19 protein-coding genes, 2 pseudogenes and 1 other annotated feature are annotated in these 25,854 nt (G+C 36.1%); of the genes and pseudogenes, 10 read left to right on the top strand and 11 right to left on the bottom strand.

Going from position 1 to position 25,854, the window contains the following annotated elements; translation table 11 throughout:
• Window positions 1-121 precede the first annotated feature (121 nt).
• From RAM17_RS07885 to RAM17_RS07855, 7 genes are all read left to right on the top strand, one after another.
• On the top strand, window positions 122-4,396 hold the full coding sequence (locus RAM17_RS07885; RefSeq protein WP_110447750.1) for an acyl-CoA dehydratase activase-related protein: 4,275 nt from the start codon (window positions 122-124) through the stop codon (window positions 4,394-4,396).
• Between the two features lie 21 nt (window positions 4,397-4,417).
• Window positions 4,418-5,035, top strand: a complete 618-nt coding sequence (locus tag RAM17_RS07880; protein WP_110447751.1) for a CDP-alcohol phosphatidyltransferase family protein — start codon at window positions 4,418-4,420, stop codon at window positions 5,033-5,035.
• 3 nt (window positions 5,036-5,038) lie between these two features.
• The gene (locus RAM17_RS07875; RefSeq protein ID WP_110447752.1) at window positions 5,039-6,796 is read left to right on the top strand and encodes a bifunctional alpha/beta hydrolase/class I SAM-dependent methyltransferase; all 1,758 of its coding nucleotides are present in this window, start codon (window positions 5,039-5,041) and stop codon (window positions 6,794-6,796) included.
• A 2-nt stretch (window positions 6,797-6,798) separates the two neighbouring features.
• Window positions 6,799-8,121: a phosphatase PAP2/dual specificity phosphatase family protein gene (locus RAM17_RS07870; protein ID WP_110447753.1), complete on the top strand. Its 1,323-nt coding sequence runs from the start codon at window positions 6,799-6,801 to the stop codon at window positions 8,119-8,121.
• Window positions 8,115-8,579 carry a hypothetical protein gene (locus RAM17_RS07865; RefSeq protein WP_110447754.1) on the top strand — a complete coding sequence of 155 codons (465 nt, stop codon included), beginning with the start codon at window positions 8,115-8,117 and terminating at the stop codon, window positions 8,577-8,579. The genes RAM17_RS07870 and RAM17_RS07865 overlap by 7 nt, the downstream gene beginning before the upstream one ends.
• 35 nt (window positions 8,580-8,614) lie before the next feature.
• On the top strand, window positions 8,615-9,556 hold the full coding sequence (locus RAM17_RS07860) for a phosphatidate cytidylyltransferase (RefSeq protein ID WP_110447755.1): 942 nt from the start codon (window positions 8,615-8,617) through the stop codon (window positions 9,554-9,556).
• 144 nt (window positions 9,557-9,700) lie between these two features.
• On the top strand, window positions 9,701-9,964 hold the full coding sequence (locus RAM17_RS07855) for an HPr family phosphocarrier protein (RefSeq protein WP_034913021.1): 264 nt from the start codon (window positions 9,701-9,703) through the stop codon (window positions 9,962-9,964).
• 123 nt (window positions 9,965-10,087) lie between these two features.
• On the opposite strand, the gene RAM17_RS07850 is transcribed toward RAM17_RS07855, so the two are convergent.
• Together RAM17_RS07850 and RAM17_RS12565 are read right to left on the bottom strand one after the other, a co-directional pair.
• Window positions 10,088-11,470: an APC family permease gene (locus RAM17_RS07850; RefSeq protein ID WP_110447756.1), complete on the bottom strand. Its 1,383-nt coding sequence runs from the start codon at window positions 11,468-11,470 to the stop codon at window positions 10,088-10,090.
• Between the two features lie 363 nt (window positions 11,471-11,833).
• Window positions 11,834-13,517 (bottom strand): annotated as a pseudogene (locus tag RAM17_RS12565) (amidohydrolase).
• Window positions 13,518-13,665: 148 nt separating this feature from the next.
• Here RAM17_RS12565 and matP point away from each other — a divergent pair.
• The 3 genes from matP (at window position 13,666) to cysB (ending at window position 17,909) form a co-directional block, all read left to right on the top strand.
• Window positions 13,666-14,130, top strand: a complete 465-nt coding sequence (gene matP / locus RAM17_RS07835) for a macrodomain Ter protein MatP (protein ID WP_110448052.1) — start codon at window positions 13,666-13,668, stop codon at window positions 14,128-14,130.
• Window positions 14,131-14,159: 29 nt separating this feature from the next.
• The gene (topA, locus tag RAM17_RS07830) at window positions 14,160-16,760 is read left to right on the top strand and encodes a type I DNA topoisomerase (RefSeq protein ID WP_110447758.1); all 2,601 of its coding nucleotides are present in this window, start codon (window positions 14,160-14,162) and stop codon (window positions 16,758-16,760) included.
• 177 nt (window positions 16,761-16,937) lie between these two features.
• Window positions 16,938-17,909 carry an HTH-type transcriptional regulator CysB gene (cysB, locus tag RAM17_RS07825; RefSeq protein WP_110447759.1) on the top strand — a complete coding sequence of 324 codons (972 nt, stop codon included), beginning with the start codon at window positions 16,938-16,940 and terminating at the stop codon, window positions 17,907-17,909.
• 65 nt (window positions 17,910-17,974) lie between these two features.
• Here the strand turns inward: cysB and hisIE are convergent, their stop codons facing one another.
• From hisIE to RAM17_RS07775, 9 genes and pseudogenes are all read right to left on the bottom strand, one after another.
• Window positions 17,975-18,574, bottom strand: a complete 600-nt coding sequence (gene hisIE / locus RAM17_RS07820; protein WP_110448053.1) for a bifunctional phosphoribosyl-AMP cyclohydrolase/phosphoribosyl-ATP diphosphatase HisIE — start codon at window positions 18,572-18,574, stop codon at window positions 17,975-17,977.
• 20 nt (window positions 18,575-18,594) lie between these two features.
• Window positions 18,595-19,371, bottom strand: coding sequence for an imidazole glycerol phosphate synthase subunit HisF (hisF, locus tag RAM17_RS07815; RefSeq protein WP_110447760.1), 777 nt, complete (start codon window positions 19,369-19,371; stop codon window positions 18,595-18,597).
• Window positions 19,353-20,090 carry a 1-(5-phosphoribosyl)-5-[(5-phosphoribosylamino)methylideneamino]imidazole-4-carboxamide isomerase gene (gene hisA, locus RAM17_RS07810; RefSeq protein ID WP_110448054.1) on the bottom strand — a complete coding sequence of 246 codons (738 nt, stop codon included), beginning with the start codon at window positions 20,088-20,090 and terminating at the stop codon, window positions 19,353-19,355. Before hisA ends, hisF begins: the two co-directional genes overlap by 19 nt.
• 17 nt (window positions 20,091-20,107) lie before the next feature.
• Entirely contained in the window at window positions 20,108-20,695 is a 588-nt protein-coding gene (gene hisH, locus RAM17_RS07805) for an imidazole glycerol phosphate synthase subunit HisH (protein WP_086363954.1), read from the bottom strand.
• Entirely contained in the window at window positions 20,696-21,763 is a 1,068-nt protein-coding gene (gene hisB / locus RAM17_RS07800; protein WP_110447761.1) for a bifunctional histidinol-phosphatase/imidazoleglycerol-phosphate dehydratase HisB, read from the bottom strand.
• An 11-nt stretch (window positions 21,764-21,774) separates the two neighbouring features.
• Complete coding sequence (hisC, locus tag RAM17_RS07795) at window positions 21,775-22,830, bottom strand: histidinol-phosphate transaminase (protein WP_110447762.1); 1,056 nt, start codon at window positions 22,828-22,830, stop codon at window positions 21,775-21,777.
• Window positions 22,831-22,839: 9 nt separating this feature from the next.
• Window positions 22,840-24,141, bottom strand: coding sequence for a histidinol dehydrogenase (gene hisD, locus RAM17_RS07790; RefSeq protein WP_110447763.1), 1,302 nt, complete (start codon window positions 24,139-24,141; stop codon window positions 22,840-22,842).
• A gap of 4 nt (window positions 24,142-24,145) precedes the next feature.
• Window positions 24,146-25,046, bottom strand: a pseudogene (hisG, locus tag RAM17_RS07785) (ATP phosphoribosyltransferase).
• Window positions 25,047-25,085: 39 nt separating this feature from the next.
• Window positions 25,086-25,211, bottom strand: a sequence feature (His leader region).
• Between the two features lie 195 nt (window positions 25,212-25,406).
• Window positions 25,407-25,799 carry an Lrp/AsnC family transcriptional regulator gene (locus tag RAM17_RS07775; RefSeq protein ID WP_110447765.1) on the bottom strand — a complete coding sequence of 131 codons (393 nt, stop codon included), beginning with the start codon at window positions 25,797-25,799 and terminating at the stop codon, window positions 25,407-25,409.
• Between the last annotated feature and the right edge of the window lie 55 nt (window positions 25,800-25,854).

The following is a 25,854-nucleotide window of genomic DNA, read 5'->3' as shown; positions in this document are numbered from 1 at the left end:
CAAATAGATTAAAAATTAGAAAGATTTCGCTATAATAATTCCACAATAAAAATATAGTTATTTAGTAATATTTGTGACCCTTTTATAGGTTAAGTCTAATTTTGCAAATGTGAGTTTGTTTATGCCAAAAATGTATAGACTTGGATTGGATGTCGGATCTACTACAGCAAAATGTGTCGTGCTTGATAAGCAAGATAATTTTGTTTATACCAATTATGTTCGCCATAATACCCATATTGTTCCAACAGTTTTATCACTATTAGATGAAATTAAACAACAATTGGGTGAAGAGATTGTATTATCGGTCAAGGTGACTGGTTCTGCTGGGATGGGTATTTCAGAAAAAGCCGATATCGCCTTTATTCAAGAGGTGGTTGCCGCTTCGGAAGTGGTGCAGCGCAAATATCCAGAGGTTAGAACGTTAATCGATATTGGCGGTGAAGATAGTAAAATGATCTTCTTTTTTCCTGACCGCCCGCCTGATATTCGAATGAATGGTAGTTGTGCTGGAGGTACTGGGGCATTTATCGATCAGATGGCGACCTTGCTCAATACTCCAGTACAAGAATTTGATCTTCTAGCAACTCAACATGATAAAGTCTTTCCTATTGCATCACGTTGTGGTGTATTTGCTAAGACTGATGTGCAAAATTTAATTAGCCGTAATGTATCAAAAGAGAATATTGCCTATTCAGTTTTACATGCTGTCTGTATTCAATTGGTCAATACGTTAGCTCGTGGTTATGATATCGTACCCAAAGTAATGTTGATTGGTGGACCGTTTTCGTTTATTCCAACGTTAGGCAAGGCCGCGTTAGAGACACTAAAGTTAAATGAAGACCAGATAGTTACCACCGAGCATCCTACTTTGTTGTCCGCTTGGGGCGCAGCGATTCATGCAATTGAACGTAGTCAACTTACACTTACTGAATTTATTGATAGATTAAATGCCTCAACCAAGATTCAAGTCAATCAGTCTTTTAGGTTAAAACCACTTTTTAATCAAGCCTTGTCTTTTGATGATTGGCAACAAAAACGCAACTATATTCAAATCCCCCGTCTAGCTTTAACAGCTTACCAAAAACAGAAAGCGTATTTGGGAATTGATAGCGGTTCAACTACCACTAAAATTACCTTAATTAGTGAGGATGACGAGCTACTTTTTACTTATTATGCGCCTAATAATGGCCACTCAATCACCGCATTAATTAAAGGGTTAACGGTATTAAAGGATGAGATTGCTGCATCAGGTAAAGAGATTATTATTGCTCGCACAGGTGTCACTGGTTATGGTGAGGAACTACTAAAAGCCGCTTTTGCGATTGATGATGGTCTAGTCGAAACAATGGCGCATTTTGCTGCTGCTAAACATATTGAGCCTAAGGTCAGTTTTATCATGGATATTGGTGGTCAAGATATGAAAGCCATCTTTATTGCCAATGGTGTCGTAAATCATATTGAGTTAAATGAAGCATGTTCTTCTGGCTGTGGTTCATTTATTGAAACCTTCGCAAAATCACTCAATTCAAATACTATTGATTTTGCTGACGCAGCATGTAAGTCCAATAATCCCTGTGATCTGGGTACCCGTTGCACAGTTTTTATGAACTCAAAAGTGAAACAGGCACTGCGTGAAAACGCAACAATGGGCGATATTTCTGCAGGGTTGGCTTTTTCAGTGATTAAAAATGCCATTCATAAAGTACTGAAATTACATGATATGCGCAAATTAGGTGATCATATTGTGGTGCAAGGAGGGACGTTTAAAAATCCTGCGGTGTTTCGTGCCTTAGAGCAGTTAACTGGGGCTCAAATTGCTAGTTCAAATATTCCTGAACTCATGGGGGCTTATGGTGCAGCATTAGTGGCAAAAAACCATTATGAGCAACAACCAACACCTTCGCAATTTATTGGATTAGATAATCTACATAAAGCTGAAGATAATAAAGCGAAACCATCACGCTGTAAGGGGTGTGAAAATAAATGTGATATTATGATTTATCGTTTTGCCAATGGTCAGCGTTATTATTCTGGTAATAAATGCGAACGCTTTTTGAGTAATAATCAATATCAAGATAAAAATGCATTTAATATGTTTGATTATAAAAATGCGTTATTATTTGAGCGAACCAATATCCATAATACTGAATCTAAGCTCAATGTTGGTATTCCTCGTGTTTTAGGACAATACGAAAATTTTCCATTTTGGCACACGTTGTTAACCAATAGTGGTATTAATGTAACGTTATCACCATACTCGACGCATGAGATTTATGAAAAGGGCGCAGGTACAGTAATGTCGGATAGTATCTGTTTTCCTGCCAAATTGGTTCATGGGCATATTATGGAGCTGATTGAGCAAAAGGTTGATCGTATTTTTATGCCGATGGTGGTGTTTGAATCTGATCAGTTTACTAATGCAGTTAACAGCTATAACTGTCCAATTGTCAGTAGCTATGCTGAGGTGGTAAATAGTGCTATCAATCCTAACCAAAAATATAACGTGCCACTGGATTATCCAGTGATCAATTTCAGTAATCAAAAATTATTGAAAAAGGGCTGTATTAATTATTTAACTTCGCTTGGTATTGCAGAAAAGATAGCTAATCAAGCATTTTCTGATGCATTAGCTGCTCAAGCGGAATATAAAAAATCGCTGTATAGCAAAGCGGTTGAAGTACTGAATAATGCTAAACAAACGGGGCGTTATGTATTTATTTTGGCAGGTCGTCCTTATCATAGTGATAGCTTAATTAATCATAAAACGCCAGAGATCTTAAATGCGCTTGGTTGCGATGTAATAACCGAAGATTCAGTGTTAGGTGCGATCAGCCAATTATCACCCGAACTACAAATTTGCTCACAATGGAGTTATCCAAATCGCTTATATGCAGCAGCTAGTTTTGTTGCTGAACAACCGAAAAATATTCAGTTTGTACAACTTAATTCGTTTGGTTGTGGCCCTGATGCGATTGTCACCGATGAATGTAAAGCAATTTTAGAGTCTAAAGGTAAAACGTGCACCATCATTCGTATTGATGAGATCACGGCAACAGGTTCGGTACGATTGCGATTACGTTCGATTATTGAGTCAATCCGTATGAATCACCAACAACCGTTAAAAGTTGTTGAGCGTAAAAAGACGGCTATTTTTGCTAAACAAGATAAACAGAGACGGACTATTTTAGCACCTTATATCTCCGATTTTTATTCACCACTATTACCGCCGATTTTTGCGTTGTCAGGTTATAAACTTGAAACCTTGCCAAAACCAGATAAAAGTTCGGTTGATTGGGGACTTAAATATTGCAATAACGAGATATGCTATCCAGCGACCATTATTGTTGGTGATATTATTAAAGCACTTAATTCAGGTAAATATCAACGTGATGAAGTGGCTATCGGCATTACTCAAACGGGTGGACAGTGTCGAGCGAGTAGTTATCTTTCTTTAATTAAGAAAGCAATGATTAGTAATGGTTTCGAAGATATTCCTATCGTGTCACTCAGTACCGGTAATATTAATGAAATTGAGCAACCAGGTTTTAGAATTAATTGGCTAAAAACTTTACCAACGACGTTTTTTGCGATGTTATTTACTGATTCGATTTCGAAGATGTTCTACTCGATTGCGCCTAGAGCCAAATTTAAACAACAAGCTAATCAATTGAAAGAGCTTTATATTAGAAAATTACAACAACTTATCAATCAACATAAAGGCAAAAAGGCGATCTTTGCGTTGTTAAAAGAGGCGGTAGAGCATTTCAATCAAATCGAGACATTAAATAAAGATTGCCCACAAATTGGTATTGTTGGTGAAATTTATGTTAAATATAACAGTTTTGGTAATCAACATAGTGTTGATTGGCTAGTTGATCAGGGTATTGAACCTGTTATTCCGCCAATGATTGAGTTTTTTGCACAATGTTTTGTTAACTATGATAGTAATGTTGACAATTATATTGTTAACAAGAGTTTCGTCGCTTATTTTGTTCACTTTTTTGAAAAGGTAGCGCAAAAGTATATTGATCAAACTAATCAGATTTTATCTGATTTTAAACACTATCAACCATTTCATAATATTCGTGATATGGCGAAAAAGGCAGAAGAAATTTTAAATTTAGCCAATCAATATGGTGAGGGTTGGTTAATTCCTGCAGGAATTATGACCTTTGCTGAGCATGGCATCAATAATGTTATTAGTTTGCAACCATTTGGCTGCATTGCTAATCATGTTGTTTCTAAAGGGGTTGAGAAACGTATGCGTGATCTTAATCCAAAATTGAATCTACTCTATTTGGATTTTGATGATGGCGCAGGTGAAGTCAATGTACTCAATCGTTTGCATTTTATGGTAAGTTCATTAAAGTATGCTCAATTACAAAGAATTGTATAATTATATATTAAGGATCGATTTGTGTTTTCTATTTATCAATTAAAATCTCGCTTTCAAACATTGCTTCGTCCTTATGTTAATTCGCTTTATTATTCACGAATAACCGCCAATCAAGTCACGTTAGCTGCTTGTGCTGGATCGATATTGATTGCTTTATTAGTTGGCTTTTTTGCCGATCATCAATGGCCGTTTTTGTTAATACCCGTATGGATGTTTATCCGGATGGCTCTTAATGCTATTGATGGTATGTTAGCCAGAGAATATCGTCAGAAATCCAATTTAGGAGCCTATTTAAATGAGATTTGTGATGTGATTTCCGATTGTGCTCTGCTGTTAATCTTTACTCAAATAAATCAAGTTAATACCAATTTAATGATATTAGTAATCTTGTTATCATTTCTAACCGAATACGCAGGCGTACTAGGTGTGATGATTGGTAGCTCTCGACGTTATGATGGACCTATGGGGAAAAGCGATCGAGCTTTAGCTTTCAGCCTAATTAGTTTAGGAATTGCAACCTATTTATTGCCTCTTGAATGGCTAAATGTTCTATTGTGGTTTATCACCTTTTTGTTATTAATTACTGTGATTAATAGAGTGAAAAAAGGATTGCAAGAAGCGAAAAATAATAAGGAATAAGGAATGCGTGAACAGCAGCAAAACACATTTATTAGTCATGATGACTGTCAATTATTTTATCGTTATTGGCCTGCAGTCGATAGTGATACTAAAACGCCTTCAAAAGCAATTGTACTTTTTCATCGTGGGCATGAACATTCAGGACGAATTGCCCATTTAGCTGAAGAGCTGGAATTACCTGATTTCCATATTTTTGCTTGGGATGCGCGAGGAAATGGCCAATCTGATGGTCAACGTGGTGATGCGGTAAATTTTGCCACTCTGATAAAAGATGCTAACTGTTTTATACAGCATATCATTAAAGAATATGCGATTGAAATGCAAGATATTGCTATTATCGCTCAAAGTGTTGGAGCCGTAATTGCTGCTGGTTGGGTGCATGATTATGTACCGAATATTCGCGCTTTAGTTTTAGGTGCTCCAGCTTTTAGCGTTAAATTATATGTGCCATTAGCGGTACCTGGACTTAAGTTATTATATAACTTGAAAGGCAATTTCTTTGTAAATAGTTATGTCAAACCGAATTTACTAACTCATGATGACAGTCGAGCAGATTCTTTTAATAAAGATCCTTTAATTACTAAACCCATTTCGGTTAGATTACTGCTTGATTTGTATGCGGTAGCGGATCGAATTGTTAAGGATGCCAACGCGATCACTGTTCCTACACAGTTATTAGTTTCTGGTTGTGATTTTGTGGTGCGACGAAAACCACAACAGGCGTTTTATGATAATTTAGGAACCAATCAAAAAGAGTTTCATATCCTACCAAAATTTTATCATGATACCTTTGGTGAAAAAGATCGTTATATGGCAATTGATAGAGCAAGGCGATTTATTCAAGGTTGTTTTGCTAATCAACCCAATGTTCCAAAGTTAACTAATGCCGATCGGGTAGGTTATACTCGATCCGAAACCGATAAGTTAGCTTTACCACCTTCGGGTTGGCTTAAACCATGGTATTGGAAGTTAGTCAAAGCGACCTTGAAATATGCTAGTAATATGTCGGATGGAATTAAACTAGGATTTGAAACAGGTTTTGATTCCGGTAGTACACTTGATTATGTTTATCGAAATGAGCCATCCGGCACTTCAAAATTGGGGCAATTTTTTGATTATCTCTATTTACAATCTATTGGTTGGCGAGGGATTCGACAACGAAAAATTCATCTTGAACTGCTCTTAAAGCAAGCTATTGAACTGTTACAACAACAATCTACTGAAGTAAATATTGTTGATATAGCCGCAGGGCATGGTCGATATATTTTAGAAACCATTAATCAAATCGCTAATAAACCTAATTCGGTTTTGTTGCGCGATTATAGTGATATTAATATCCGTGATGGACAAGCACTAATTGAGCAACAAGGTTTAAGCGACATCGTTCGTTTTGAAAAAGGCGATGCATTTAACCGTGAGCAACTCGCACAATTATCTCCGCAGCCTAATTTAGCTGTGGTATCAGGATTGTATGAATTATTTGGTGATAATCAACTGTTACAGCAATCTTTATCTGGCTTGGCTGATGCAATTCCACAAGGTGGGTATTTACTTTATACCAATCAACCTTGGCATCCTCAATTAGAGTTTATTGCTAGAGCGTTAACTTCACATCGGGAAGGGCAACCATGGATCATGCGACGCCGAACACAGATCGAGATGGATCAGTTAGTTGCCGAAGCAGGTTTTAGTAAAGTGACCATGTTAGTAGACCAGTGGGGGATTTTTACCGTATCACTGGCACAACGAACTTCGCATTGATTATGTTAAAACTCTTTAGCCGACTTAATGTCTATAAATGTGTATGGTTAGCCGGTTTATCAGTATTCTTTTTTGCTAGCTATAATTTTGCCAACTGGCTATCATCTCAACGTGAGGATGTAACAAGTCTATTTTTTAGTTGGGAATATTCTATTCCACTTTGGTCATGGACGATAATTCCTTATTGGTCTATCGATCTGATGTATGGATTAGCTATTCTTTTAACATCTTCTTGGCAATCACTTAAAAATCTTGGTTTACGGCTGTTAACGGCACAAGTGATTTGTATCACCTGTTTTCTAATTTTCCCGCTTAAGTTCTATTTTGAACGCCCAGCTTTGGATGGATTTTTGGGCTTGATGTTTGATATTTTAATGGGATTTGATAAACCATTTAATCAAGCTCCTTCATTACACATCACATTATTAGTTATTTTATGGCAATTTTATGTTCAATATTTTAAGGGATTAGGGCGTTATATATTACATTTTTGGTGTTTTTTAATTGCACTTTCGGTTTTAACGACTTGGCAACATCATTTTTTCGATATTCCAACTGGATTATGGGTAGGGTGTTTTTCTCTTTGGTTATGGCCCGATAATATGACGACGCCGTTAAAACATCGACCATTAACTAAAAACTATATTTGGGCGATGATCTATTTTTGTTTATGCCTACTGTCATTCACTATAGCTATTTACATTTCTGGCTGGGCACTCTGGTTGTTATGGTTGGCTGGTGCATGGTTATTGATTGCAACTAATTATTTGTTGTTTGGCGCCTCCGGTTTGCAAAAACAGCAAAATGGTCATTTTAAGTTAGCCGTTTATCTGCTCTATTTGCCATTTTTTGCTATTATGTGGCTCAATTCAAGGTTATGGACAATTAAACATCCAACTGATGATTTGATTATTGATGAAGTTTATTTAGGTCGCATTCCATCCTCAAAAACGCTAAATCAAAATCATTTTATATCGGTTGTCGATCTTTGTGCCGAGTTGCCAATTGGATTTTTTAACGGTAACTATAAGCTTATTCCTGTTTTAGATATGACCCCCTTATCACAACAAGAGTGTCAGCAGGCTGCACAAGCTATCGAATATTATCGACAGCAGGGTAAACTATTAGTCTGTTGTGCTTTAGGTTATTCGAGAAGTGCAACTGCAGTTATTGCATGGTTATTGTGGACTAAAAGAGCTAATACTCTGCAACAGGCGATAGGAATAGTAAAAGAACAGCGGAATTCAATTGTAATTTCTAGCCAGCAACAACTGATTTTATCCAATTGGTTGGTTAACTTTAAAGATGAGATAGCGATATGTTGAGTAGTAATAATAGGTCGCAAAATAGTGTAACTAAAATAGATATAGTAACGTTTTGTTGTTTTTTATCGATAAGTAAACATATTGATCTTTTTTCGATACTATTAACCATATTAGCTGCTATTGTCGCTTTGATTCATATTTCTCTAACATCATTAACTATCAGTTGTCTAATCATTTTTATTCTAGGTTTAATGAGTAAGTATTATGCAATAAGGATAGATTTTGATAGAAAATTGTTTGAATATTTATCTGAGCATGTTGATCATTTACCAGAAGAGCTGCTAGCTATGGACATAGCATTAGCCAATTTGCAACTAATCAAACCTCATCAATCATCAAGAACGCTGTCTGAACGGCAAAAAGGGATTTTATCACTGTTTAAAAGGCAGGTAGTACTATTTTTATTACAAAATTGTTTAATCGTTTTTATAATGATTAATGCTATTATCACAAGTTAATAGATTACCACCACAGCAATATAAGGAGCGCTGAAATGTCCCATTTCCAATATGATACACTATTATTATTTTTGGGCATCGGCTTGTTTTTATTAGTGGCAACAATTATTGGTCAATTGTTAAAATATCGTCTTACATCGCCTAATAGTGTTATCGATAATTTAAATACTCGCATCAATGCGTGGTGGGTAATGGTTGCCATTATTGGTTTAGCATTTTGGTTTGGACAACTGGCAGTAATTTTTTTGTTTTTTGTTATTTCAGCTTTAGCATTGCGAGAGTTTCTTATTTTAACGCCTATCAATCACTCTGATTATTTTGCCCTAATATTTGCTTTTGCAGTTGCTTTACCTATGCAATATATTTTGGTCGCCTTAACATGGTATGGTTTATTTAGTATCTTTATTCCTGTTTATGCTTTCTTGTTTCTGGCGATATTTGCCACAATAACTGGTTCAACCGCTAATTTTTTGGCGAGAATAGCCGATGTGCAATGGGGATTAATGATTACGGTATATAGTATCTCGTGTGTGCCAGCATTATTAGTATTAGATATCGAAAATTACCAAGGCCGTAATCTATTACTCATTGCTTATTTAGTATTAATCGTTCAGTTATCTGATGTGTTGCAGTACGTATTTGGCAAATTGTTTGGTAAACATAAAATTAGCCCAAACGTATCACCATCAAAGACGATTGAAGGCTTTATTGGTGGTGTTTTATCTGCTAGTTTTATTGGTGCCTGTATGTGTTGGATCACTCCGTTTACTTTTATACAATCAGGACTTATTTCTTTAATGATCACTTTGTTAGGATTTATGGGTGGTCTAGTTATGTCTGCTATTAAACGCGATCGTGGCGTAAAAGATTGGGGTAAACTAATAGGTGGTCACGGTGGAATACTTGATCGTTTTGATTCTATTTGCTTTGCTGCGCCGATATTTTTTCATATCGTAAGATATTTTTGGGTAGTATAGCTTTTAATGTGATGAAAAATATTAGCAAAACTATCAGATAATCAAATAATTTCAAAAATTGATGCTAAAAAAGAGCAAAAAAAGTTAATTTATGATATAAATACATCCATTGTATTAACGTTAGATATATGTAAGGACTATAATATGTTAAAAGAGCAAATGGTAGTAAAAAATTCAACTGGTTTACATGCACGCCCAGTAACAACGCTTGTTAAATTAGCTGGCCGTTATAAATCATCAATTGAACTTGTTTATAACGACAAAGCCATTAAATTAAAAAGCATGATGGGTTTACTTGGTGCTGGCGTTAAAGGTGGTTCAACTGTTGAAATCATCTGTGATGGTGAAGATGAACAAGCAGCAATGGATGAAATCCGTGAATTATTTGCTACAGGCTTTGGTGAATAATTTTAAGCGATTTTAACTTAGCTTATTTTATTTACTGAGAAATGAAAATTCCGTCGACTAAAGTCGACGGAATTGTTTTAAAAGGGCATCAACTAAATACTTTTAAGTAGACCTAATAGATTACTAATCTTTGATGATTGAATCCAATTCTGTATGATCAATAGAAGGCAATGATTTGGTAAAACATCGAGTTAAATAAAGCAAATAACAAAATCCAATTACTAACCAAATTAAACCTACCGTCATCGCTGTCGTTTCAAGACTGGTCCATAGCCATAACGAAAGTGATACGCCAATTGCTGGCATTAATCCATATTTTAAAAGCATTGGTACTGTTTTTTCCGTACCACTTAGGTAGCTTTTGATTACGCATAGGTTAACGAAGGTAAAGGCTACTAAGGCGCCAAAACTGATCATTGAAACGACTAAACTTAAATCAAGTACCAAAGAGAGTAGTGAAAAACAGGAAACAAAAATAATTGATAAATAAGGTGTTCGAAAACGAGGATGAATTTTATAGAAGATCTGTTTTGGTAACACACCTTCACGCCCCATTGCATAAAAGATTCGTGACACACTAGTTTGTGCGGTCATTGTAGAGGCAAATACACCTGTCAAATAAGCGGTTTGGAAGAAATTATACATAAAATCATTACCGTATTTGCCAAGTATACTGGTTAGATGACTTATGCTATCAACTTTACGCATTACATCTAAACTGGCAGTATCTTTATTATCAACAAAATCTGTCCATTGTGGGTAAGCTAAATGTGCACAATATGAGACAACTAAAAATATACAACCAGCAATCAATACGGTGCCGATAATTGCTCTTGGTAAGGTTTTTTTCGCATCATTGGATTCTTCTGCTAGTGTTGCTATAGCATCAAAACCTAAGAAGGCAAGACATAATATGGCAGCTCCAGAAAATAAACCACTAAAATCATCGGTTGTGACGGATATTGGTTTTAACATTGTTTCAGGTGTCAAATGAACATTTGTCAATGTCAAAATAATAAACAATACGATGAATAATGCTTGAAAGAAATTCAAAGTAATATTGGCCCAATTAATTAACTTGATTCCAAGGTAATTTAATACACTTACACCTATAATCGATGCCAATACATATACATAAGCTGGAATACTATCATATAGTTCATGTAGATAGATCCCTAAAACCAAATAATTTAATATTGGTAAAAATAGGTAATCAAGAATTTGTGCCCAACCAACTAAGAAACCTGCTTTTCCACCAAACGTTCGTTGTACATAGGTATAAGCCGAACCAGCAATAGGCAGTTTATTTGCCATTCGGCAATAACTTAATGCTGTGAAAAAGATCATGGCAAGGGTGATGATATAGGCTACAGGCAAGTGTCCATTACTGACAACGGTAACTTCCCCATAAGTGGTAAAGATCCCTAAAGGAACCATATAAGCTAAACCAAATGCAATCAATGCAGGTGTGGTTAAAACTCGTTTCATTTTTATTGCGGACATGATTTAATTTGCTCCTCTGTCCCAAAAAACAATAAAAAACTACTAAGTATAGTTTTGCCTTTTTACCCGCTTAAAGCGGCAGGGAATTCTCCCACATTATTATAATTATGCAAGCTAATTTTTAGTAAAGATCATAAGTCCGCATAATTTGTGAGCTTTTTTTTATAAAAAAAATAAGTCAGCTCGTTAATTGTGTTCAATAAATACTAAATTTGAATAATTTAATTGGCTATTTGATGGCTTTATTGTTGTTTGAAAAATGTATTTTCCAATCGATTGTTGCACAGGTTTGATATTGATTAGTTATAAAAAAACACCCTGCCAATGGCAGGGTGTTATATTTTTTAAAACAATAGGTTAGTTCAATTATGCTTGTTGGTAAACTGTTTTGCCGCCTACAATTGTGGTTAATACTTTGACGTTTTGTATACCTGTTGCCGGAATGGTAAAAGGATTACGATCTAAAATAATTACATCAGCAAACTTACCTTTCTCAATAGATCCGATATAGTCTTCTTGTTTTAAAACATAAGCAGCACCGATGGTCGCACAGCGTAGTACTTCAAGTGCTGTTAAATTGCGATCACTGTTTAAACGTGGATGTTCAGCATCAATCTGTCTAGTCATAGCTATTTGGAAATCATACCATTCATTAAGCGGATCAATTGGCCAATCACTACCAAAAGCACAAGTTACCCCAGCATCAATATATTGACCGTGTGCTTCTAAACCATTATAACGTTCAGCACCAAATAATGTTTTATACTGTTCAATCATTGCAGAACTACAGCCGGCCCACTGGAATGAAAAAACAACATTTGCATTTAATTGTTTATAACGGTCAAATTGATGCATCGCACTAAGTTCATTATGCGCTGTGCTTGGTCTAATATCTGCATTGGGTAGTGCTTTACGCATTTTTTCAATCGCATTAAGCACCACTTCAATGGCTCCTTCGCCAACGGTGTGCATGTGTGGATGAAAGCCTGCCCGTGATGATTCTAAAATTAATGCATCAAGCATTTCTATCGAATAATATAGGTCACCATAGCGATCTTTTTCATTTTCTAATTGATAAGGTTGTAATAAACGAGCTGTCATTAATGGAGCTTGCATTACACCATCGACAAATAATTTGGTATGAGATACTTTAATTCCTGGTTTTTGGTTGCCAGTTTTTGTCATTATAATGCTCAGCAAATTGTTTAACGCGATCAATAACTGCCGGAATATCTTCTATACTACCAACATCATCAGGTGGTAATTCTCGGGCTCCAAATAATCGGATCGACAGTTGGTCTTGTTGTTGTAATTTTAGAAATGCATCAGCTTGGGTTTCTGTTATCCGCGCATCCATTACCGCTGTTACACCTTGCTTATTTAATTCTTCTTGTGATAATTTAGCAATGTTTACTGCTTGTTCGTCGATAAGTTTGGAAATACTGTCAAATGCACGCATTGCAGGGGCATCTTCTAATATACCGTTTAAATCACCATCCTGAGTACGCCCAATTTTGCCATCAGATGGTTCAGGTGTATTACGATCAAGGCCAAATTTTTCTAATGCAATGCTGTTGGCAACTAGCGTATGACAGTCATTTGAAAATAGAATGATAGGACGCTGAGTATTAAGTTTATCTAAATCGAATCGAGTAATATCTGTACCAATTGGTAAAACTTCTTGGCGCAACCAGCCTCGAACTTGTAACCAACTACTACTATTGTGAACGGAATCATTGTCTAAATATTGTTGAATAATGGCTAAAGTATCATCTACAGTTAAACTCTGGTAATTTAGATTACATGAGGATAATTGCATGCCGCCCCAAAAGGTATGTAAATGGGCATCAATAATCCCTGGCATCATAGTTTTACCTTGTAGGTCATAGATTATCGTGGAATTATCAACATATTGACTGTTATTTATCTCTTGCGTGCAGCCGGTTGCAATAATATAGCCATTTTGAATTGCAATCGCTTCACAAACCGTATCGTGTTGGTCAGCAGTATAGATGTAACCATTAATATAAATAACATCGGCTTTTGCCATTATTTTTGATTCCTTAAAAAAGATCTGAAATTAAGGGTGAACGATATCAGATTTATAAAAAATTTGTCAAATGCAATAATTTTCTTTATTGTGTGTCAAGATTATGTTACAACTAACATATTTAGTTACAGCGTCACAAGGTGAACCGATGAAATACCAGCAGTTAGAAAACCTTGAATGCGGTTGGAAGTGGCACTATTTAGTAAAAAGGCATTTGGAAGGGGAGCTTATCACTCGTTATATTGAAAAGAGTGCTGCTCAACAAGCCGTAAATGAATTATTGTTATTGGAACACAGACCGACTGCGGTTATTGATTGGATTAAGCAGCATCTAAATCCAGATTTAGATAATCGTATGAAGCAAACCATTCGAGCACGACGAAAACGACATTTTAATGCCGAACAGCAAAATACACGTAAAAAGTCTATTGATTTGGAATTTCTAGTCTGGCAACGATTGGCAAATTTAGCTAAGCGCCGAGGATGTACGCTGTCACAAACAATTACACAACTAATTGAAGATGCAGAGCAAAAAGAGCAATATGCTAGTAAAGTATCGACAATTAAAGATGATTTACTGTCATTACTTGATGTCAATATAGACGGTAAATAACTTAAACTACAGGATAAATAGGTTTAATTATGGGAAAATCCCTTGTTATTGTGGAATCACCAGCCAAAGCAAAAACGATTAATAAATATCTTGGCAAAGATTTCGTAGTTAAATCAAGTGTCGGACATATTCGCGATCTTCCAGTGAGTGGTAGTAGTCAACGCACTGAAAAAACAAGTAAAGATAAAGCCGAGAAAAAAGTTAAACGATCGGAAAAACAAGTGTTAGTCGATCGTATGAGCGTTGATCCTTACAATGGCTGGCAAGCGCATTATGAAATTTTACCTGGCAAAGAACGAGTGGTTGCCGAACTTAAAAAGTTAGCCAAAGATGCCGATATGATTTATCTCGCAACCGACTTGGATAGAGAAGGGGAAGCTATCGCTTGGCATCTAAAAGACGTTATTGGTGGTGATGATAATAAGTATCGTCGAGTCGTATTTAACGAGATAACCAAAACGGCGATTAAAAATGCTTTTAATCATCCAGCCATGTTGGATATGGATCGGGTTAACGCTCAACAAGCAAGACGATTTATGGATCGTGTGGTTGGCTTTATGCTATCACCACTACTTTGGAAAAAAGTTGCTAGAGGCTTATCAGCAGGCCGTGTTCAATCAGTTGCGGTACGCTTAGTGGTTGAACGTGAGCGAGAAATTCATGCATTTATTCCTGAAGAGTATTGGGATCTTTATGCTGATTTAAAAACTGCTCATCAAGAACAATTAACAATGCAAGTAACGCATTATAAAAATGATGCGTTTGAACCTAAAGATCGTGTTGCTATTGATATTGCTTTGGATGAATTAAATAAAAGCCAATATCAAGTCACTAATATTGAAGAAAAACCGACTAAAAGTAATCCAACAGCGCCGTTTATTACTTCAACTTTGCAACAAGCAGCAAGTACCCGTTTAGGTTTTGGTGTTAAAAAAACGATGATGTTAGCACAACGCCTATATGAAGCTGGTTATATTACTTATATGCGTACCGACTCGACTAATTTGAGTCAAGATGCGTTAACCATGGTTCGGGACTACATTGGACAAAACTTCGGAGAGAAGTATTTGCCTAAATCAGCTAACGTTTATAGCAGTAAGAAAAATTCGCAAGAGGCACATGAGGCAATTCGTCCATCGGACGTGAATATTCTAGCGGATAGTCTTGGTGATGTTGAGGCTGATGCAGCTAAATTATATCAATTAATTTGGCGTCAATTTGTGGCTTGCCAAATCACATCAGCCGAATACAACTCAACAACTATTACAGTTAAAGCGGGTGATTTTACCTTAAAAGCTAAAGGTCGAACCTTACGTTTCGATGGTTGGACAAAAGTGCAACCACAATTAACTAAAAATAATGAAGATAAGATGTTGCCAGCCGTATCTATGCAAGATATGTTGGAATTAATTGGTTTAGATCCTAATCAACACTTTACTAAGCCTCCCGCTCGTTACAACGAAGCTTCATTAGTTAAGGAACTTGAAAAACGAGAGATTGGTCGTCCTTCTACTTATGCAACGATTATTTCAACTATTCAAGATCGTGGTTATGTACGATTAGATAATCGTCGTTTTTATGCGGAAAAAATTGGAGAAATTGTCACAGATCGCTTAAGTGAAAATTTCAATGACTTAATGAGTTACGATTTTACTGCTCGCATGGAGCATGCACTTGATGAAATTGCCAATAAAAAGCAAGAATGGCGTGAAGTTTTAGATCAATTTTTTGATGATTTCAGCCAACATTTAACCATTGCAGAACAAGATCCTAATCGTGGTGGCATGCAACTTAATCCACTTGTTTTAACACCAGAAATTAAATGCCCTAATTGTGGCCGTGAAATGGGCATTAAAACTGCGGGTACCGGTGTATTTTTAGCGTGTTCTGGTTATGCGTTACCTCCTAAAGAGCGTTGTAAGCAAACAATTAATTTAATTCCCGAATATGAAACCTTGAATATTTTGGAAGAGGCAGAGACAGCCGAAACTGACGCGCTAAGAGCACTTAAACGTTGTCCTAAATGTCATACGGCTATGGACAGTTATTTGCTCGATAATGAGCGTAAATTACATATTTGTGGTAATAATCCAATCTGTGATGGTTCATTGGTTGAAAAAGGCACATTTAAGGTAAAAAGCTATGAAGGTCCAATTATTGAATGTGAAAAATGTGGATCAGAAATGCATCTTAAATCAGGCCGTTTTGGACTTTACATGGGATGTACCAATCAAGATTGTAAAAATACTCGTAAAATCTTAAAAAATGGTGATGTAGCGCCACCTAAAGAAGATCCTGTTGATCTGCCTGAGTTAAAATGTACTAAGTCAGATGCACATTTTGTATTACGAGATGGTGCTTCAGGTATCTTTTTAGCTGCACATAATTTTCCAAAATCAAGAGAAACTCGTGCACCACTAATTGAAGAACTACAACGTTTTAAAGATCGTCTACCCGAAAAATTTATTTATTTAACGCAAGCGCCGAGTCAAGATCCAGAAGGTAATCCAGCTATTGTGCGATTTAGTCGTAAAAGTAAACAGCAGTACGTTACTTCCGAAGTCAATGGCAAATCGACTGGCTGGGTAATGCAATACGTTGATGGTAAATGGGTTAATAGTAAAAAATAGGTAAGAACACCTGATGATTTATGTAAAATCGCTCAGGTTAAGGAATCGTTTTAGTATAAAAAGCTGTTTTTTGTTTGTGCTAAAGTGTGAAAGGAATTACCTTACGATTTCCCTCTTTTTGACTTTTTATATAGTTTTATAAAGGGGGAAAGGTATACAGTTAAAGGAGCCTTTGTCATGAAGTTGCAACAACTGCGTTATATTGTTGAAGTCGTCAATAACGATCTTAATGTGTCACTTACCTCTGAAAAACTGTATACTTCTCAGCCAGGGATCAGTAAACAGATCAAATTATTGGAAGATGAACTTAATGTGCAAATTTTTACTCGTGTCGGTAAACATCTTTCCGAAGTTACCCCCGTTGGTGAGAAGATTATTGCTTTAGCTAAAGAGATTTTAACTAAATCGCAAGATATTAAAATTATTGCTAAAGAATTTAGTCAGCCTAATCAAGGCTCATTAACCATTACTACAACTTATACTCAAGCTCGTTATACTTTACCAATTGTTATTCAGCAATTCATGCAACAGTATCCTAGTATAACGCTCCATATGGAGCAAGGATCATCTCCGCAATGTCTTTTACAAGCGCAAACAGGCCAAGCTGATTTTGCTATCATAACTGATTTATCTGAACTTAGCGATGATATGATTGCCATACCTTGTTATCATTGGAACCAAGCTGTGATTGTAATGAAAGATCATCCATTAGCTAAAAGTAGTTTAATTACTATCGATGAATTGTCTAAATATCCTTTAGTCAGTTATGATTTTTCTAATGATGGGTCTGATTTGAATCAAGCTTTTATCAAAGCTAATCAAATTCCTAATATTGTTTTTAGTACTACTGATGCGGAACTGATCAAAACTTATGTTAAGTTAGGGGTTGGCGTTGGCATTGTCGCTAAAATGGCGGTTAATGAAAGCTCTGATAGTGATTTTGTGGTACTTAATGCTGGACATATATTTCCATATAGTACCACTTATATTGCCTTTGCTCGTTCGCTATTTTTACGCAATTATATGTATGATTTTATTAATCAGTTTTCGGCACATTTAAATAGGCAAACAGTTGATAGACTTATCTTATGTGAAAATAATGTGGCAGTACAGGCAATGTTTAATGGGATCAAGTTACCTGTTAGGTAATAGGAAAATCTTTTGCTTATAAATATTAAACACCAAGCACAACAGATTGTGCTTGGTGACTAATGTTATTTATGTCTAGCTTTTAAAATAGCAATGACATCTTGCATTGAGAGATTCTGATCTTGTAGTAAGACCAATAAGTGATAAATTAAATCGGCTGATTCATTTTTTAACTCTTCTTTATCGTGTACTGTAGCTGCAAGTGCCGTTTCAACACCTTCTTCTCCCACTTTTTGGGCAATACGCTTCGTACCATCATGGTAGAGTTTTGCCGTATAAGATGATTTAGGATCAGCATTTTTACGAGCACCAAGCAATTGTTCTAAATCGTATAAAAAACCCCATTCAGTTTGGTTATTGTTAAAACAGCTATTTGTTCCAGTGTGACAGGTAGGACCAATTGGATTAACTAAAATCAGTAGGGTATCATTATCACAATCAGTCGAGATGCTTACCACATTTAAAAAATTACCTGATGTTTCACCTTTGGTCCATAAGCGTTGTTTGGTACGCGAATAGAAGGTTACTTTGCCACTAGATTGTGTCTGAGTTAATGCCTCTTGATTCATATAGCCAAGCATCAGTACTTGACCAGAAACATAGTGTTGTATGATAACAGGCATTAAATTATCAACTTTTTGCCAATCAAGTTGTTTAGTGTCTATTTGCATTTGGAAATGTTGAGTTAACATAATCGGATTTCTACTCCATGTTGAGTTAAATATTGTTTAAGTTCAACAATATTAATTATTTGTTTGTGAAAGACGGAAGCGGCTAATGCACCATCAACATTGGCTTCTTGAAAAGCTTGCAAAAAATGCTCCATCGTACCAGCACCACCAGATGCAATCAGTGGTACATGACAAACTTCTCTAATTGTTTTGAGTTGTTTTAGATCGTAACCATTACGGACACCATCTTGATTCATCATGTTTAGCACTATTTCACCTGCGCCGCGTTTTTGTACTTCTTGCACCCAATCAAGTGTATTCCATTTGGTCGCCACAGTGCGCTTTTCATCGCCGGTAAATTGATAAACATGATAACTATCGGAATCTTTATCATACCAAGTATCAATCCCTACCACGATACATTGCACTCCATAACAATCGGCTAACTCAGTAATTAAACTCGGATTAGCTAACGCAGGAGAGTTGATTGAAATTTTATCAGCACCGAAAGTTAAAATTTGTCCTGCATCTTCAACCGTTTTTATACCACCAGCGACACAAAAGGGGATATCTATTACTTCAGCGACTTTTGCCACCCAACTTTTATCAACTACTCGACCGTCGGAGGAGGCTGTAATATCATAGAATACCAATTCGTCAGCCCCTTCTTCGGCATAGCGTTTGGCTAATGGTACAATATCACCAATGATTTCATGATTACGAAATTGTACACCTTTTACAACTTGTCCATCACGGACATCTAAACAAGGTATTATCCTTTTTGCCAACATGAAATCGCCTCCTGAACTGTAAATTTACCTTCTAATAATGCTCTACCGACAATAACACCGGCAACACCACTATCTTTTAATGCTTTAACATCATCTATTTGACCAATACCACCAGAAGCTTGAAACGCAATTTGTGGATATTTTTGGCTGATCTCTTGATAGAGTTTTACATTAGAGCCACTTAGCGTTCCATCTTTAGAAATATCTGTACATAGTACATGTTTCAAGCCATAGGGTAGATAGTCATCAATAACTTGTTCCAATGTCTGTTTAGAATCCTCTTGCCAACCATGGATAGCGACGTTTTTGTTACCTTGTTGGTCAATACGAACATCTAAGGCTAATACCAACGATTCAGGGCCATAAGTATCAAACCATTTTTTTACTAAATCAGGTTGTTTAATAGCTGTTGAACCAATAACTACTCGAGTTGCACCTGCGGATAATAATGCTTTAACATCTTCTTCTGTCCGAATTCCACCACCAATTTGTACTGGAACTTGTACACCATTAATCAGGGATTTTATCAATGAGATTTGTCGAGCTTTCGGATCTTTAGCTCCAGTTAAATCAACCAGATGTAATAGTTTCGCACCTTGCTTTTGATAATCTTGTAGACGAGCTAAGGGATCATTACCATAATCTCGTTTTTGGTCATAATCACCTTGATGTAACCGCACAACAGTACCATCAATTAAATCAAGCGCGGGAATAATAATAGGATAAACTGCCATAGTTACATCTCCAAAAAGTTTTTGAGCAATTTTGCACCGGCTAAGCCAGAACGCTCTGGATGAAATTGCACACCGTAAAAATTGTCTTTTTGTACGGCAGCAGTAAAGCTTTCGCCGTAATTGGTTTCTGCGATAGTTGATGAGCATAATGGTAAGGCGTATCCATGTACAAAGTAAAAGTAAGCACCATCAGGAATATCTCTAAATAGATGATGTCCGGCTTTGGGATTGACTTGATTCCAGCCCATATGTGGTAGTGGTAATCCACAATCAGGAATTTGTACTACTTTTTCGTGAATAATACCTAAGGTATCGACATGACCTTCATTACTATAATCAGCTAAAAGTTGCATACCCAGGCAGATACCTAATACTGGTTGAGTACAGACTTTGATAAGCTCAATTAAATTACGTTCTTCTAATTTTTGCATTGCAGCAGAAGCTGAACCGACACCTGGTAAAAACAGTTTGTCTGATTCGAGTACGGTATCAGGATCAAGGCTGATAATTGGATTATAGCCTAATCTCTGTATTGCATATTTGACTGAGGAAAGATTAGCACAGCCAGTATCTAGAATGACAATTTTCATCTATAACACTCCTTTCGAGCTAGGTAATCTATCACTTTCAATTTTAATCGCCTGTTTGAGTGTTCTGGCAAAAGCTTTAAATAAGCTTTCGATACGATGGTGGTCATTATCACCAGTTGTTTCAATGTGCAAGGTAATTGCCATAGTATAACTTAGAGAATAGAAGAAATGTTCAACCATTTGTGTACTCATATCGCCAACTTTCGGATCACTGAATTGTGCTGAAAACTTGAGGTAAGGCCGAGCTGAAATATCCATTGCACATTTTGCTAAACACTCATCCATTGGAATAACTGATGCATAACGAGTGATACCTCGTTTATCGCCAAGTGCTTTTTTTAGTGCTTCGCCTAAGGCAAGACCTGTATCTTCAATAGTGTGGTGATCATCAATATGTAAATCGCCTTCTACTTGAATGTTTAATTTGATACCACCATGAGTGGCGATTTGGTCAAGCATATGATCAAAAAAACCAATGCCAGTATTAATTTGACTGCCACCTTGTCTATCTAACCAAACTTCAACTAAAATTTTGGTTTCTTTTGTATTTCGTTCGACTTTGGCATAACGATCTGCAGTGGTTAAACGTTGGGCTATTTCATTCCAATTAAGTGATTCTGGATTATAGTGTAATCCTTTTATTTGCATATTTTCAGCAAGTTGCATATCTGTGACCCTGTCACCGATAACGTAACTATTTTGTTTATCTAACTTACCACTGGTTAAATAAGGTAGAACTAAAGTGATTTTCGGCTTACGACATTCACAATTATCTTGAGGAAAATGAGGGCAGATCAGTACATCTTCAAAGTTAACACCTTGTGATTCGAATATTTGCATCATTAAATTATGCGGTCCATCAAAATCAGCTTGCGGATAACTACTGGTTCCTAATCCATCTTGATTGGTAACCATAACCAATTTGTAACCAGCAGCTTGTAGTTTTAGTAGTGCTGGGATCACATTAGGTTCAAATGCAAGTTTTTCAAAACTATCAACTTGATAATCAATAGGAGGTTCAACTATTAATGTTCCATCACGGTCGATAAATAAATATTTTTGTAACATACTTGCTCCTATTATATCGCTTTGAGTGCTGTTATTACTGCTTCACATTCTGCTTGTGTACCAATCGAAATTCGAATAAACCCATCTTGGCCAATTGATTTGCTTTGATCACGCAAAATAATGCCTTCATTCCATAATTTGCTAAATACCTCTTTATTGCTTTGGAATTTAACACATAAATAATTAGCTTCGCTAGGATAAACTTCTTCAACGATTTCTAAAGCCGAAAGTTGATTCGCTAATTTCTCTTTTTGATTATTGAGATTGATAACATGTAACTTCATGGTATTTATACCATCTTTACTTAATGCTTGGGTTGCTATATCAGCAACCGGTGTTGCTAAAGGATAAGGTGCAATGACTTTCTGTAAAGCATCTATTACTGGTTTATTTGCTAAAGTAAAGCCGCAACGTAGTCCTGCTAGTGCAAAAGCCTTCGATAAAGTTCGTAAAATAACTAAGTGAGGATAATTTGCAAGCCAGCTCACAACGGTTGAATTTGGAGAAAACTCAATATAAGCTTCATCAATAATCACTAAAGCGCGATTTTCAGCTAGTTTAAGTAAAGTTTTAATATCATCTTGGTCTATCATATTACCCGTTGGATTATTAGGTGAACATACATAGATCAATTTAACATTGTCTAGATTTTGTTTAATTCCGTCTAAATCTAGTTGCCAATTAGATTTAGTTGGTACGGTTTTGGTTTTTATACCTAGTGTTTCGGCACTGACTTGATACATACCATAAGTTGGAGGGCAGTAAAGCACTGTATCGGTTTCAGGTTCACAAAAAGCTCGCATTAATAATTCTATTGCTTCATCGGCCCCCCGACTAACAATCACTTGCTCTGGAGTGACACCCGCATATTGCGCATAACGATTAATCACTTGTTCGGGTTGTGCTTCAGGATAGCGGTTTAAGTTTTGCTCAGTTAACTGAAAATTGGGTGCAACAGGGTATTCATTGGCATTTAGCCATACATCACCATTACCACCTATACGCCTAGCTGATTGATAAGGAGTCAACTTTTGTACGTTCTTTCTGACTAATTGATTAATGTCCATTTTATTCACCTATTTTTCAGAATCTGAGTTAAGTTTAGCTAAACGAATAGTTACGGCATTTTTGTGGGCGGTAAGTTGCTCAGCTTGAGCCATTAGCTCAACAGCATTACCGATTGCTTGCAAACCTTCAGCAGTCAATTTTTGTACTGTCATACGTTTTTGAAAATCAGCTAAACCAAGGCTCGAATAAGTAGCTGTATAACCATAAGTAGGTAAAACATGATTAGTACCCGATGCATAGTCACCTGCTGATTCCGGTGACCAATCACCTAAAAATATCGAGCCAGCGCTATTAATTTTATCAACTAATTCATCAGCATTTTGCGTTTGAATAATTAAATGTTCCGGTCCATAGCGATTACTAATACTCACACATTCTTCTAAATCTTTAGTAACAATAAGTCGGCTTTCTTGTAAAGCTTTTTCTGCGATCTCGTGGCGTGACAGTTGTGCTAATTGTTTATCTACTTCAATTGAAACAGCTTGAGCAATTTTTTCATCAGGTGTTAGTAGTACTACTTGAGAGTCTGGACCATGTTCAGCTTGAGAAAGTAGATCAGCGGCAATAAATGCTGGATTAGCAAAACTGTCAGCAATCATCAATACTTCTGAAGGTCCAGCTGGCATATCTATAGCTGCACCATCTAGTCTTTGACTAACTTGACGCTTTGCTTCGGTCACATAAGCATTACCTGGGCCAAATATTTTATCAACTTTTGGTACTGATGCAGTACCTAATGCCATTGCAGCAATTGCTTGCGCACCACCTAGCTGATAAATCTCGCTCACTCCACATAGTTCTGCTGCATATAAAATTTCATCAGCAATAGGTGGTGGTGAACATAAAATTACTTTACGGCAACCAGCAATTTTAGCTGGTATTGCTAGCATCAATACGGTAGATAATAAAGGTGCCGAACCTCCTGGTATATACAGTCCTACCGAATCAATTGGTCTGGTGACTGACTGACATTTGATGCCCGGCATCGTTTCCACAGTTATAGTTTGTCTAACTTGTGCTTGGTGGAATTTTTCGATGTTACTTACAGCTAATTGCATCGCTTGTTTTAATTCTGGTTTAACACGGCTTGTCGCAGTTTTTATTTCATCTTCTGTTAATTTGATTTGCTTAATTTGTACTTTATCAAATTTATTACTTAATTCTTTTAGGGCTTCATCACCATTTTGTTTTACTTGCGTTAAAATATCTTTAACCGCGTGACTAATAGAATCAGAAGCAGCTATAGCAGGGCGAGTCAGTAATTCTGCTTGTTTTTCTTTTGAACATTGTTGCCAATATGATAGTTTCATTTAATTACTCCATCATTTTTTCAATTGGTAATACAAGGATTGAGCTTGCTCCTAAATCTTTCAATTTTTCCATGGTTTCCCAGAATAATGATTCAGTACTCACCATATGTAGAGCTACCCGATTTTGTTCACCCGTTAATGGTAAAATGGTTGGATTTTCTGCGCCAGGTAATAATGATACAACTTGATCTAAAACGGCTGTTGGAGCGTGTAACATAATGTATTTGGATTCACGAGCTTGAATTACCCCTTGAATACGCGTCATCACTTTGTCGATTAATGCTTGTTTCGTTGGTGACATTTCACCTTCTCGTTGAATTAAACAAGCCTTCGATTTATAAATAACTTCAATTTCTTGTAGACCATTAGCTTCAAGTGTGGCCCCACTAGATACTAAATCACAAATTACATCAGCAAGGCCTGCTCGTGGTGCAACTTCAACAGAGCCATTAAGTAAACAGGTTTTGAAATTCACATTATATTGTGAAAAATAACGTCGGAGTAGGTGAGGATATGTGGTTGCAATACGTAAATTATTTAAACATTCTGGGCCACTGTAAACAAAATCACGAGGAGCAGCAATTGATAAGCGGCAGCCACCAAAATCAAGACGACGCAAGGTTTTATATTGTGGATTTTCACCTTCGGCTCTTCTATCAAGAACTTCTTCTTCTAACACATTCTCACCGACAATACCAATATCGACAACACCATCAATCACTAGTCCAGGAAATATCGTCATCGCGAACTCGTAAAATATCGATTGGCATATTTTCGGCAAAAGCAATTAAGCGTTGTTCTTGCAAATTGATTTTTACGCCACATTGAGCCAATAATTTTTTCGACTCATCGCTTAAACGTCCCGACTTTTGCATTGCTATACGTAAACGTGAATTATCCAACATATTATTCTCCAACTTGTTTAAATAAATTTATAAACCACAAATAAAAAACCCTCGGAAGACTGATCTTCCGAGGGTTCTCTAAATGCTTTTGCGATATCACCGGAAGACCTTTTGTCTTCCAGCACCAATCGCCCGAAGACTATTCAGGAATGATGGTGATGATGATGTTTAGTAACGAAAACACAAAAACAATTCATAAAAAATAAAACCTTTAAATTTAACTGTTGTACAACATATAACACAAATGACTAACTCGCAACTTATTTTTGTCGATTTATTAAAAAAATATAAAAAATTGAAATTTTTTAATTATCTATCTTATTTATTTTTGTCATGTTTAAATAACAGAAATAGATTAAATTATAAAATTTGCTTTAATTTATGGCTGATCTTATATCGGCCAAAGTTCGAGATTTTTGTTAAGAAAGCATCTAATGCATCATTTTCAAAACAGCTAAGAATCATATAACAACCGTCACCAGTAATCTTATAAAACTCAGAAATTTCATTAACAGATTTTACTAATTTTTCAAAAGATTCAAATTGATTTGAGTTCATGTAAATAGTGATAAATTGTAATTGATGTTTTGGTTCTTTAATTGTGAACTTTTCTATAATATGATTATTTAGCAACTCTTGTACACGTTGCCCCACAGCTTGACTTGATAAGAATACCTTCTCGCCGATCTCGCGCCAGGATTGACGACTGTTTTGTCTTAATTCATTTAAGATAGCGTGATCTTTTTTATCCATATTTTCAATTTGAAAGCTGACTGAGGTTTATTACTTTAATTTGCTATGTCATTTA

The organism is Gilliamella apis (assembly GCF_030758615.1).
GTDB lineage: Bacteria > Pseudomonadota > Gammaproteobacteria > Enterobacterales > Orbaceae > Gilliamella > Gilliamella apis_A.
Note: the sequence above shows the minus strand (reverse complement) of the source record. Positions and strands in the feature narration are given on the sequence as shown.

Excerpts from the sequence above, each read along its gene's own strand:
- RAM17_RS07885 (WP_110447750.1), top strand. The coding sequence starts at position 122 with ATGCCAAAAATGTATAGACTTGGATTGGATGTCGGATCTACTACAGCA.
- RAM17_RS07875 (WP_110447752.1), top strand. The coding sequence starts at position 5,039 with ATGCGTGAACAGCAGCAAAACACATTTATTAGTCATGATGACTGTCAA.
- RAM17_RS07870 (WP_110447753.1), top strand. The coding sequence starts at position 6,799 with ATGTTAAAACTCTTTAGCCGACTTAATGTCTATAAATGTGTATGGTTA.
- RAM17_RS07865 (WP_110447754.1), top strand. The coding sequence starts at position 8,115 with ATGTTGAGTAGTAATAATAGGTCGCAAAATAGTGTAACTAAAATAGAT.
- RAM17_RS07860 (WP_110447755.1), top strand. The coding sequence starts at position 8,615 with ATGTCCCATTTCCAATATGATACACTATTATTATTTTTGGGCATCGGC.
- RAM17_RS07855 (WP_034913021.1), top strand. The coding sequence starts at position 9,701 with ATGTTAAAAGAGCAAATGGTAGTAAAAAATTCAACTGGTTTACATGCA.
- matP (WP_110448052.1), top strand. The coding sequence starts at position 13,666 with ATGAAATACCAGCAGTTAGAAAACCTTGAATGCGGTTGGAAGTGGCAC.
- topA (WP_110447758.1), top strand. The coding sequence starts at position 14,160 with ATGGGAAAATCCCTTGTTATTGTGGAATCACCAGCCAAAGCAAAAACG.
- cysB (WP_110447759.1), top strand. The coding sequence starts at position 16,938 with ATGAAGTTGCAACAACTGCGTTATATTGTTGAAGTCGTCAATAACGAT.
- hisF (WP_110447760.1), bottom strand. The coding sequence starts at position 19,371 with ATGTTGGCAAAAAGGATAATACCTTGTTTAGATGTCCGTGATGGACAA.
- hisH (WP_086363954.1), bottom strand. The coding sequence starts at position 20,695 with ATGAAAATTGTCATTCTAGATACTGGCTGTGCTAATCTTTCCTCAGTC.
- hisB (WP_110447761.1), bottom strand. The coding sequence starts at position 21,763 with ATGTTACAAAAATATTTATTTATCGACCGTGATGGAACATTAATAGTT.
- hisC (WP_110447762.1), bottom strand. The coding sequence starts at position 22,830 with ATGGACATTAATCAATTAGTCAGAAAGAACGTACAAAAGTTGACTCCT.
- hisD (WP_110447763.1), bottom strand. The coding sequence starts at position 24,141 with ATGAAACTATCATATTGGCAACAATGTTCAAAAGAAAAACAAGCAGAA.
- RAM17_RS07775 (WP_110447765.1), bottom strand. The coding sequence starts at position 25,799 with ATGGATAAAAAAGATCACGCTATCTTAAATGAATTAAGACAAAACAGT.